The organism is Frigoribacterium sp. CFBP 13707 (assembly GCF_014842245.1).
Taxonomy (GTDB): Bacteria; Actinomycetota; Actinomycetes; order Actinomycetales; family Microbacteriaceae; genus Frigoribacterium; species Frigoribacterium endophyticum.
Genome location: NZ_JACYVL010000011.1, coordinates 63229 through 73793, shown reverse-complemented (window position 1 = coordinate 73793; position 10565 = coordinate 63229). Strand labels below are relative to the sequence as shown.

The following is a 10565-nucleotide window of genomic DNA, read 5'->3' as shown; positions in this document are numbered from 1 at the left end:
GGGGGGCGCCGCCGGCGGCCGTGCCGCCCGCGGTCGCGGTGTTGTTCGGCACGGCGATGTTGTCGGGGCCGAGCACGCCCGTCGCGCCGGTGCCGCCGGCCCCGGCGGCTCCCGCTCCGTACTGCTCCGTGGTGCTCGACTCGCTGAGCGCGATCGGGCCCGTGGTGGGCTGCGAGAACGACTCGGTGACGCGGGTGCCGGCGTCCTGGTCGAGGTCGGCGGCGACCACGACCGACGAGTTGCCGACGCCCACCACCTTGTCGAGCATCGCCTGCACCGACGACTGGACCTTGGTCTCGTAGTCGCCCGCCTGGTCGCCCGCGCCTCCCACGGCCCCGGTGCCGATCTGAGACAGCACGGCCCCGGAGGCGTCGGTGACGGCGACGTCGGTGGTCTTCATGCCCTCGACGGAGGCGCTGGTCAGGTTCACGATCGCCTGCACCTGCTGGTCGGTGAGCGTCGCGCCGCCCTGCGTCTCGACGAAGACGGAGGCCGTCGGGTCCTTCTGCTCGGAGACGAAGACGCTCTCCTCCGGCACGGCGAGCTGCACGCTCGCGGTCTTCACGCCCTTCATCGCCATGATCGTCTTGGCGAGCTCGCCCTCGATGGCGCGCTTGTAGGTGACGTCCTGCTGGAACTCCGACGAGGTGACGCCCATGGTGTCGAGCAGCGAGTAGCCGCCCTCGCCGTTCGTCGACGGCAGCCCCGCCGCGGCCGCGGTGAGGCGCTCCTGGTAGACGCTCTCCTCGGGCACGAGGATCGTCTGGCCGCCGGCCGTCAGCTGGTACGGCACGCCGTCGGCCTTGAGCTGCTCGACGATGGCGCTCGCGTCGACGGGGTCGATGCCGCTGAACAGCGGGGTGTAGGTCGGCTTCGTCAGCCAGCTCGTCAGCGCGAACGCGCCGAGCGCGAGGGCCGCGACGAGGATGACGACGATGGTCTTCTGGGCGACCGAGAAGCCGGCCAGGGTGGCGCGCAGCTTGTCGAGCGTGCCCTTCAGTGCGGTGGGCATCAGGCCTGCATCCTCATGATCTCGGTGAAGGCGTCGACGGCCTTGTTGCGGACGGCGCTGACCAGCTCGAGGGTGACCTGGGCGCGCGTGGCGGCGATGGTGGCGTCGTGGATGTCGGTGAGGTCGCCCGTGACGGCCTTCACGGCGAGGGTCTTGGCCTCGCCCTGCAGCTGCTGGAGGCCCTCGACGGCGCCGACCATGCTCGCGCCGAAGGTCGCGCCGGAGGCGGTGGGCGCCCCGGCCACGCCGGTCACGTCGGCGACGCCGCCGGCCCCGCCCGCGCCTCCCGCCTGCATCAGCGACGACACGTCGGCGTAGCCGGTCGGCTGAACGGCTCCGAGAGCCGGGATCCCTGCGACAGGCATCAGCCACGTCCGATCTGTAGTGCGGCCTCGTAGGCCGTCTTGGCACGGTCGACGACAGCGGCGTTGGCCTGGTAGCCGCGCTGCGCCATGATCAGGTCGCCCATCTGGGCGCCGAGGTCGATGTCGGGCATCCGGACGTAGCCCTCGGCGTCGGCCAGGGGGTGGTCGGGGAGGTACGTGACGCGGCCGGCCTCGCTGCCGTAGCGGTCGGCACGGACGAAGACGCCGGAGGTGCCGGCGCCCTCCTGCACCTCGACGTAGCGGGCCTGGAAGGCGGTGTCGTCCATCGACTTGACGGTGTTGACGTTGGCGATGTTGTCGGAGACGGCGTCGAGCCACTTGCGGTGGACGGTGAGGCCGGTGCTCGCGATGCCGATCGCGTCGAAGGCGGGCATCAGTTGGTCCGGAACGCGGCGCGGACGGCCGTCAGCTCGGAGTTCATCGCCTGCGTGGCGAACTGGTACCGGAGCACCGTGTCGACGTTCGAGAGCGTCTCGGTGTCGAGGTTGACGTTGTTGCCGTCGAGCCGCGTCGGCTCAAGCGACCGGCTCGTGGTCGCGCCGACGGCCCCGCTGCCCTGCGAGACGGAACGGCCGAGGGCCTCCTCGAACGCCACCCGCTTGGCCTGGTAGCCGGGGGTGTTCACGTTCGCGATGTTGGCGGCGATGGTCTTCTGGCGCAGCGAGAGGCCGTCGAGGGCGCTCTGCAGGGCGGCCTGGGTCACGGATTCGAGGGGCATGCACGTTCCAGGGGTCTCGTGTCTCCGTGTCAGGGAGACGAGGGGCCGATCCGTGGCCGGGGTGTCGAGCGATCCGTGCTCAGGGCGCTCTATCGGCGCGGCGCCGGGGCACGTAAGTGCACGCCCCCGGAGTGGGGGGACGCTGGAGCTCAGAGGATCGCGGAGCGATCCCGCGACGCCAGTCCCGAGGGAGCCTGCGACCGAGGCCTGCTCGCGTCGACACCCGCCTCAGGCGCGGAGGTAGCGGTGCTCGGGCCGGCCGGCCGACCCGTAGCGGAGCTGCATGGCGAGGTGGCCGTCGGCGGCGAGCGAGGCCAGGTACCGCTGGGCGGTCGCCCGGCTGACCCCGACCTGGTCGGCGACCTCGGCGGCGCTGAGCTCGGCGGCGGACGCGACCACCGCCTCCAGCACGGCCTGCTCCGTCGCCGAGCGCGACCGCGACGACGCCCGCGCGTCGCCGGAGTGCAGGATGCGCTGCGCGCGCTCGACCGCCTCCTGGTCGACGCCGCCGCGCTCGCCGGCGCCCCGGCCGGCCGCGCCGCCGCCCTGCTCGGGCCCGTGGTCGTCGAGCACGTGCTCGAAGCGCCGGTAGGCCCGCAGCCGTTCGTCGAGCAGCTCGGCCGCGAAGGGCTTGATGAGGTAGGCGAGCGCCCCGCGGCGGAGGGCGGTGCGCACCGTCGACGGGTCGGAGGCCGCGCTGAGCACGAAAGCGTCGACGTCGAGCTCGCGCAGCAGGTCGAGCCCGCTGCCGTCGGGCAGGTAGAGGTCGAGCAGCACGAGGTCGACCGGCTGCTCGGCCAGCGCCCGGCGGGCGGCCGCGACCGTGCCGACCGGGGGCAGGGCCCGGAAGCCGTCCTGCGCGTCGACCCGCGCGCGGTGCACGTCGGCGACCCAGAAGTCGTCGTCGACGACGAGCACGGTCAGCGGGGAGGCGGGCGTGGCGGTCACGAGGTGCTCCTGGAGGGGTCGGGGCGGCCGGGGAGGCCGGGGGCGGGCGGCACCGCGCCGACGGGCGGCACCGCGCCGGCGGGCTGCACCGCGCCGACGAGCCGGGCGCAGAACACGGCGCCGTGGCCGTCGCCGCCGGGCGAGCCGAGCCACACGTCGCCGCCGCGGCGACGCGCGGTGTCGCGCGACAGGGGCAGCCCGAAGCCGAGGCCGTGCACCGGGTCGTGCCCCGCGCCTCCCCCGGGCTCGCCGTCGTCGGCCTGCGACGGGCGGGGCACGTCGCGGCGGCGCTCGAAGAGCCGCTCGGGGCGCGCGACCCCGTCGCCGGAGTCCATCACCGAGAGGTGCAGGTCGGGGCCGTCGTCGAGCAGCTCGACCTCCACCCAGGCCGGCGTCGTGCGGCCCGCGACGGCGGCGCGCACCGCGTTGTCGATCAGGTTGCCGAGCACCGTCGTCACGTCTCCCGCCTCGACCACCTGCCCCGCGACGAGCGTCTCGGGGCCGAGCTGCAGCAGCACGCCCCGCTCCGCCGCCTCGACGCCCTTGGCGCCGACGAACGCCTGGAGGTACGGCTCGGCGAGCCGGTCGGCGTGCTTCACCGGGTAGCGCAGCGGCCCGTGCTCGAGCACGTCGGCGAGGTAGCCCTTCGCCTGCTCCACCCGCCCGATCTCGAGCAGGCCGGCGACGGCGTGCAGCCGGTTCGCGAACTCGTGGCGCTGCGCGCGCAGCGCCGTCGTCATCGCGCCCACCGCGTCGAGCCGCCGGGTCAGCGCCTCGACGGCCGTGCGGTCGCGCAGCACGGCGACGCGGCCCAGGTCGACGCCCTCGCGGGCCACCGGACGCACGTCGACGATGAGCACCCGGGGGCCGACGACCAGCGTCGTGCCCGCGGGCCCGGCCGGCCCCGCCGAGGGCGACCCCGAGGAGGCGCGGGCCGGGTCGAGCAGGTCGGCCAGCTCCCCCGGCAGCTCCAGCTCCGCGAGCGCGCGCCCCACGACGTCGTCGCCCGCCGAGCCGAGCGCCAGCAGCTGCGCCGCCTGCTCGTTGCAGACGCTGACGCGGCCCTCCCGGTCGACCGCGAGCACCCCCTCCCCCACGCCGCCGAGCACGGCCTGCTGGTTCTGCACCAGGGTCGCGAGGTCGTCGGGCTGGAGGCCCAGCGTCAGGCGGTCGAGGCGACGGCGGATGAGCACCGACGCGACCACGCCGAGCAGGAGCGCGAGGGCCGCGACGCCGACCACCGGCAGGGAGTCGCGCGCGACGGTGTCGTAGACGCGGGCGGGCGCGTAGCCGACGCTGACCTCGCCGACGACGACGGGGCGCTCGCCGGAGGCCGCGTCGGGGGCGAAGACCGGCACCTTCGCGCGGGCGGAGTCGCCGAGCGTGCCGCGCTCCCACGACACCGTCTCCTCGCCGCGGAGCGCCGCGTCGGGGCTCGTGCTGACGCGCTCGCCGATGCGGTCGGGCTCGGGGTGGGCGAGGCGGACGCCGCGGTCGTCGGTGACGACGACGAAGAGCGCGCCGGTGCGCTGCTGCACCGACGAGGCCGTGAGCTGCAGCGGGCCCTCGGCGAGCGCCTCCTCGTCCAGGGCGGTGCCGTCGACGCTGAGGGCGGCGACCTCGCGGCGCACGTCGCCGTCGGCCGCGACGCTCTGCGCGACGGCGAGGGCGGTCGACTCGGCCTCGTGGGCCAGGCGCTGCACGGCGACGCCGACGAAGACGGCCGTCGTGAGCAGCACGACGGCGGTGACGACGGCCAACTGCAGCAGCAGCACCTCGGTCGCGAACCGGCGCCGCGGCCGCGGCGGTCGGGCGCGGGCGCTCCGGGGTGAGCTGTCGTCGGTCACGAGCGTCAGCGTAACCGGGGCCGGGGAGGCGCGTGAGCAGAACGAGCAGAACGCCGACAACGTGCGGAACGGCTCCAACGCGCAGAAGCGCGACGCGCCTCCGACCTGGCCGCTAGCGTGCCCGGACGCGCCGCGCACCCGACCGGCCTGCCCCCTCGGGGGCGGTCACGTCGGGCCGGCCCACCGACACGCTCACGGACGAAGGAGTCCCGATGCTCGTACTGCTCGGCTATCTGATGATCCTCACCTTCATGGTGCTGATCATGACGAAGCGGCTCTCGCCGATGCTGGCGCTGATCATGGTCCCGACGATCTTCGGCCTCTTCGCCGGCGCGGGGCTCGGCATCGGCGACATGGTGATCGAGGCGGTCGGCGACCTCGCCCCGACAGCGGCCCTGCTGATGTTCGCGATCATGTACTTCGGGCTGATGATCGACGTCGGCCTGTTCGACCCGCTGGTGCGGCTCATCCTCCGCGCGACCGGCAACGACCCCGCGAAGGTCGTGCTCGGCACCGCCCTGCTGGCGGGCGCCGTCTCGCTCGACGGCGACGGCTCGACCACCTTCATCGTGACGACGGCGGCCATGCTGCCGATCTACCTGCGGCTCGGCATGAGCCCGGTGGTGCTGACCTGCGTCGCCGGCCTGATCAACGGCACGCTGAACATCGTGCCCTGGGGCGGGCCGACCGTCCGCGCCGCGGCGGCGCTCAACGTCTCGCCGTCGGAGATCTTCGTGCCCCTCGTGCCGTCGCTCGTCGCCGGCCTGGTCATCGCGTTCGCCTTCGCCTGGCTGCTCGGGCTGCGTGAGCGCAAGCGCCTCGGCGGCAGCGTCTCGCTCGACACCGCGGCCGTCGCCGTGCCCCTCTCGAAGGCGATGGCGAACGCCGGGGCCGGCGTCGCCGAGGGCCGCGGCGTGTCGATGTTCACCAGCCCGACCGTGGCCCTCGGGCTGCGCGGCGGCCGCGCCGACGGGTCACGGGCCGACGCCCCCGGCGAGCGCGCCGTCGACGACCCCGGCACGGGTCTGTCGGAGAACGGCACCCCCGGCGTCGGCACGATGGCCGACACCATGCTCGACCCGACCCGCGAGACGCTGCGCCCGGGGCTGATCTGGTTCAACCTCGTGCTGACCGTCGCCGTGATGGTGCTGCTCGTGCTCGACCTCTTCCCGCTCGCCTACGTCTTCATGGTCGGCTCGGCGATCGCGCTGCTCGTCAACTTCCCGAAGGTGAAGCAGCAGACGGCCGAGATCGTCGCCCACGCACCGAGCATCGTCGGCGTCGTCTCGATGGTCTTCGCCGCGGCCGTGCTGATCGGCGTGCTGAACGGCACCGGCATGGTCAGCGCCATGGCCGACTGGCTCGTCGACGTCATCCCCGACGCGATGGGGCCGTACCTCGCCGTCATCACGGGACTGCTGAGCCTGCCGCTCACCTTCTTCATGAGCAACGACGCCTTCTACTTCGGCATCCTCCCCGTGCTCGCCGAGAGCGCCTCCGCGTTCGGCATCGAGCCCGTCGAGATGGCCCGCGCGTCGGTGATCGGCCAGCCGGTGCACCTGCAGAGCCCGCTCGTGCCGGCCATCCTGCTGCTCGTCAGCCTCGCGAACGTCAACCTCGGAGACCACCACAAGAAGGTGCTCTGGCGGGCGGCCGTGGTGTCGGTCGTGATGCTCGTCGTCGCGGTCGTCGTCGGCGTCATCCCCTGGGGCTGACGCGCCGGCACCCGACACGAGTGGTCACGGACTGCTGCTCCCGGCGACGGGAGGGGCAGTTCGTGACCACTCGGCCGTGGGGGCGGGGGTGGCAGCGAGGGCGCGTCAGCCCGTCGCGTCGAGGTAGACCGGGCGCTCGGGCTGGTGCGAGGCCTCGACGGTGCGCACGACGTCGAGGTGCCGCAGCACGACGAGGCGCGCGTCGTCGACCTGGGCCAGGGCGTCGCGCTGGGCTGCGGCGACGGCGGCCGCGCGGTCGGCGAGCTCCGCCGGCAGCGGCCCGAGGCCCGTCGGCGGCGTCCACGAGAGGAGGCGCGGGGCCGAGTCGTCGAGGCCCGCCCCGCCGGTCGCGTCGACGGTCAGCGCGAGGGCCTCGAGCTCGTCGAGGACGGCGGCCCACCCGGCGTACGCGAGCACGTCGGTGTCCGTCACTCCCGCCGACGCCTCAGCGGGCAGCACGGTGGCGTCAGGCGACACCGAGCGCTCCGCCGAGCGACGACGAGGAGGCGATGGTGGCGCCGTAGCCGGAGGTGGCGCTGCCGAACGCGGCGACCCCCGCCGGCTGCGGCAGGCCGGCCCCGGGCACCGCGGCGCCCGGCGAGGCGGGAGCCGGCAGCGGGACGCCCGCCGCGCCTCCGGCCTGCAGCGACGCCGCGGCGTCGTGCCAGGCCTGGCGGAGCGGGTCGAGCAGGCCGACGACCTCGCGGGTCAGCTCGACGTCGTGGTGCACGTTCGCGTTGACGAGCGCGGTCGAGGTGTAGCCGTAGAGCGCGAGCAGCCCCTCGCCGCCGTCCCAGACGTCGACCTTGAGCGACGACGACAGCTCGGCGACGATCGCCTGCGCGTGCAGCAGCTGCTCGGCGGCGGTGCCCCAGTCGGCGACGAGCTGCGCCGCCTCGGCGCGGCCGAGGTCGAGCATGAGGCGGTCGTAGAGCATCGTGACGAGCTGCACGGGCGTCGCCGAGAGCACCGCCTCGGCGTTGTACTGGGCACGCTGGCGCTGCGCGACGGCGGTGGGCCGGGGGGCGGCGGCGAAGGCCGCGAAGGAGGAGGCGTCCATGGTCACTTCGTCTGGGCGGTGAGGGAGGCGACCTGGCTGCTGAGCCAGGTCGACTGCGAGTTGAGGTTGCTGAGCGTGACCTCGAGGTTCGAGTACACCGTCTGCAGGGTCGCGCGGCGGGTGGCGAGCCGGAGGTCCCAGTCGGCGATGCGGCCGCCGAGGTCCTTGACGACCGACTGCTGGCCGGTGATCACGGTCGTGAGCGTGCCCGAGGCCTTGTCGGAGGCGCTGCTCGCGGCCTTCGCGATGCGGTCGGCCAGCGCGCTCAGCATCGACTGGGTGCCGACGGGGTCGGCGGCGAGCGCCGCGGAGAACTTGTCGGCGTCGTACGAGAACGAACCGTCCTTCTGGATCACGACGCCGATCGTCGAGGGCGACTTGCCGCCGATCGGCTGCGAGGCCGCCGACTGGAGCGCCTGCTGCACGGCCCGGACCGACGACTCGCCGGTGTAGGCCCCGCCCTTGACGGTGGTGTTGCCGGTCGCGCCCGTCGTCGACGTGGTGGCCTGGCCGGCGGTGATCGCGCCGAGCACGGCCGTGAGGCTCGAGACGAGCCCCGAGGCGACCTTGCCGGCGGCGGTCGCGTCGCGTCCGATCGTGATCGTGACCGGGGCGGTGGCCCCGACGGCGGCGGCGGTCACGTCGACGGAGACGCCGGGCAGCAGGTCGCTGAACGTGTTGGAGGCGCTGGTCACCACCTGCTCGGCGGCGGTGCCCGCGTAGAGGGTCAGCGAGGCGTCGCGCGCCGTCTTGACGACGGCGGCGCCGGGCTCGGCGAGGAGGTCGGGGGCGGTGCCGGCCGTCGTCTCGGCCGCGGTGCCGCGGTGCACGGCGAAGTCGCCGGTCGCGCCCGAGGTGGCCGAGGTGAGCTGCAGCCGGTAGACGGCGGCGCCGGACGCGTCCTTGCCGACGGGCACCTTCACGGCCTTGACGCCGGCGGCGGAGTCGTTGACGGCCTTCACGACGTCGTCGAGGGACGAGGAGGCGGCGGTCACCTCGGTCTGCGTCCCGGCGCTCGAGGTGAAGGTCAGGGTCGCCGGGCTCGTGGGCCAGGCGGTCATCGCGGCCGTGACCGCGGTCTTCGCCTGCGCCGTGGCGCCGACGGTGAACTCGATGCTGCCCGAGGCGGCGCCGGCCGCGGCCTTCGCGGTGACGGCGGTCGAGCTGCTCGTGGCGGTGAAGAGGTCGATCGAGCCGGGCTTCGCGGCGGTCGTGGCCGTGGTCGCGAGGGCGGCGACCTGGGCGTTCAGCGTCTGCATCGACGTGACGAACGAGTTGGCCGCGGTGACCTTGTTCTTCAGGAGCGTCTGGGGCGTCGCCTCGATCGACATCAGCGAGTTGATCAGCGACGTGGTGTCGAGGCCGCTCGCGAGGCCGTCGATGCCGAGGTTCGCCATGGTGGTGCCTCTCGCGGTGGGGATCGGGCGGGTGGGGCGGGGTGGAGAGCGTCGGGTGCGTGATCGGCGCGCTCGGGGGGAGAGGATCAGCTGCTCCCCCGTCGCGCACCGGTCACGCACCCGACCAGGGTGGTGCTCGGCGCCCGCTGGGATCAGGCGTCGTGCCGGTCGCCGACGAGTCGGCGACCGTGTCGCCCGCCGACTAGCGGAGGAGCGACAGGACGCCCTGGGTGCTCTGGTTCGCCTGCGCGAGCATCGCGGTGCCGGCCTGGCTCAGGATGTTCGAGCGGGTGTACTTGACCATCTCCTGCGCCATGTCGGTGTCGCGGATGCGCGACTCGGCCGCGGTCAGGTTCTCCTTCGCCACGTTCGTCACGTTGATGGCGTGCTCGAAGCGGTTCTGCACGGCACCGAGCTCCGAACGGGCCGTGGAGACCGTCTGGATCTGGGCGTCGATCAGCTTGATGGAGGCCTGGGCGTTGTCGGCCGTGTCGAACTGGACCCCACCGGAGACGGCGGTACCGGCAGCGCCGGCACCGAGGCCCGCACCCGCGGTCGCGTTGGCGGCCGTGGTGAGGGTTCCGCCGTCGATCGCCGACACCGTGATGCCGACGCCGGCGCCGTTGGCGTCCTTGTTGACCGACACGGTGAAGTTGGCGCTGAAGGCAGCGTCCGAACGCAGTGCCGTCGCGTACTCGTCGACGCTCTGGAACTTGGCCGCCGAGCCGTCAGCCGTGTCCTTGAGGACACCGGTGGCGACGGTGGTGCTGACGCCGCCCTTGGTCGACGTGAACGAGGCCGAGGCGGTCGTCAGGTCGGCGACGTCGGCGATGGCGAACTTCGTGCCCGTCGTGGTCAGGTTGCCGCCCGCGATGTTGTTGGCGATCGCCGAGACGTTCGCCTTCGACAGGTCGACCGTGATCTGGCTGTCCGCACCGCTGTTGGCGCCGACCTGGAACTTGAGGGCGGTGTTGCTGCCGTCGAGCAGGTTGGTGCCGTTGAAGTTCGTCGACGCCGAGATGCGCGTCAGCTCCTTCTGGAGGGCCCCGACCTCGGTCGTGATCGCCTTGCGCGAGTCGGCGTTGTTCGAGTCGTTGCCGGCCTGGACGGCGAGGTCGCGCATGCGCTGCAGGATCGAGTGGGTCTCGGTGAGGCCACCCTCAGCGGTCTGGACGACGGAGATGCCGTCCTGGGCGTTGCGCGCGGCCACCGTCAGTCCGCCGACCTGCGAGCGCAGGCCCTCGGAGATCGAGAGGCCGGCCGCGTCGTCAGCGGCACGGTTGATGCGGAGGCCCGACGAGAGCTTCTCGAGGCTCTTCGACAGGTCGTTCTGCGTGGCGTTCAGGTTGCGGTACGTGTTGTTCGCAGCGAGGTTGGTGTTGATCTGCATGCCCATGGTGTTTCCTCTTCCGTGACTGGGTGGTGTTCGTCAGCCCGTCCGTGGGCTGACACCGGCTACTGTCGGCCGGCTGCCGGTGGTCG

Annotated in this window: 11 protein-coding genes; 1 reads left to right on the top strand and 10 read right to left on the bottom strand. The window is 73.5% G+C overall.

What is annotated here, in order from left to right; translation table 11 throughout:
- From fliF to IFT45_RS14390, 6 genes are all read right to left on the bottom strand, one after another.
- Positions 1-1012, bottom strand: a 1012-nt coding sequence (gene fliF / locus IFT45_RS14415; RefSeq protein ID WP_192128990.1) for a flagellar basal-body MS-ring/collar protein FliF, incomplete at its 3' end; no start/stop codon positions are given.
- Positions 1012-1377 (bottom strand): flagellar hook-basal body complex protein FliE, encoded by a 366-nt coding sequence (gene fliE / locus IFT45_RS14410; protein ID WP_056057513.1) that lies wholly within the window; start codon positions 1375-1377, stop codon positions 1012-1014. The genes fliF and fliE, both read right to left, overlap by 1 nt.
- Positions 1377-1772, bottom strand: coding sequence for a flagellar basal body rod protein FlgC (locus IFT45_RS14405; RefSeq protein ID WP_056057516.1), 396 nt, complete (start codon positions 1770-1772; stop codon positions 1377-1379). Before IFT45_RS14405 ends, fliE begins: the two co-directional genes overlap by 1 nt.
- The gene (flgB, locus tag IFT45_RS14400) at positions 1772-2116 is read right to left on the bottom strand and encodes a flagellar basal body rod protein FlgB (RefSeq protein WP_056057519.1); all 345 of its coding nucleotides are present in this window, start codon (positions 2114-2116) and stop codon (positions 1772-1774) included. Before flgB ends, IFT45_RS14405 begins: the two co-directional genes overlap by 1 nt.
- A gap of 228 nt (positions 2117-2344) precedes the next feature.
- Complete coding sequence (locus IFT45_RS14395; RefSeq protein ID WP_255465061.1) at positions 2345-3064, bottom strand: response regulator; 720 nt, start codon at positions 3062-3064, stop codon at positions 2345-2347.
- Positions 3061-4911, bottom strand: coding sequence for an ATP-binding protein (locus tag IFT45_RS14390; RefSeq protein ID WP_192128987.1), 1851 nt, complete (start codon positions 4909-4911; stop codon positions 3061-3063). The genes IFT45_RS14395 and IFT45_RS14390 overlap by 4 nt, the downstream gene beginning before the upstream one ends.
- A gap of 212 nt (positions 4912-5123) precedes the next feature.
- Between IFT45_RS14390 and IFT45_RS14385 the strand changes: the two genes are divergently transcribed.
- A complete protein-coding gene (locus tag IFT45_RS14385) occupies positions 5124-6626 on the top strand; it encodes a CitMHS family transporter (RefSeq protein ID WP_192128985.1) in 1503 nt (500 codons plus the stop codon).
- A gap of 105 nt (positions 6627-6731) precedes the next feature.
- Here the strand turns inward: IFT45_RS14385 and IFT45_RS14380 are convergent, their stop codons facing one another.
- The 4 genes from IFT45_RS14380 to IFT45_RS14365 all read right to left on the bottom strand — a co-directional run bounded on the left by IFT45_RS14380 (position 6732) and on the right by IFT45_RS14365 (position 10479).
- Positions 6732-7103 carry a hypothetical protein gene (locus tag IFT45_RS14380; protein WP_192128983.1) on the bottom strand — a complete coding sequence of 124 codons (372 nt, stop codon included), beginning with the start codon at positions 7101-7103 and terminating at the stop codon, positions 6732-6734.
- Positions 7093-7686, bottom strand: coding sequence for a flagellar export chaperone FliS (gene fliS / locus IFT45_RS14375; protein ID WP_082514615.1), 594 nt, complete (start codon positions 7684-7686; stop codon positions 7093-7095). The genes IFT45_RS14380 and fliS overlap by 11 nt, the downstream gene beginning before the upstream one ends.
- Positions 7687-7688: 2 nt before the next feature.
- Positions 7689-9083, bottom strand: a complete 1395-nt coding sequence (fliD, locus tag IFT45_RS14370) for a flagellar filament capping protein FliD (RefSeq protein WP_192046731.1) — start codon at positions 9081-9083, stop codon at positions 7689-7691.
- Between the two features lie 202 nt (positions 9084-9285).
- Positions 9286-10479 (bottom strand): flagellin, encoded by a 1194-nt coding sequence (locus IFT45_RS14365; RefSeq protein WP_192046732.1) that lies wholly within the window; start codon positions 10477-10479, stop codon positions 9286-9288.
- Positions 10480-10565 lie beyond the last annotated feature (86 nt).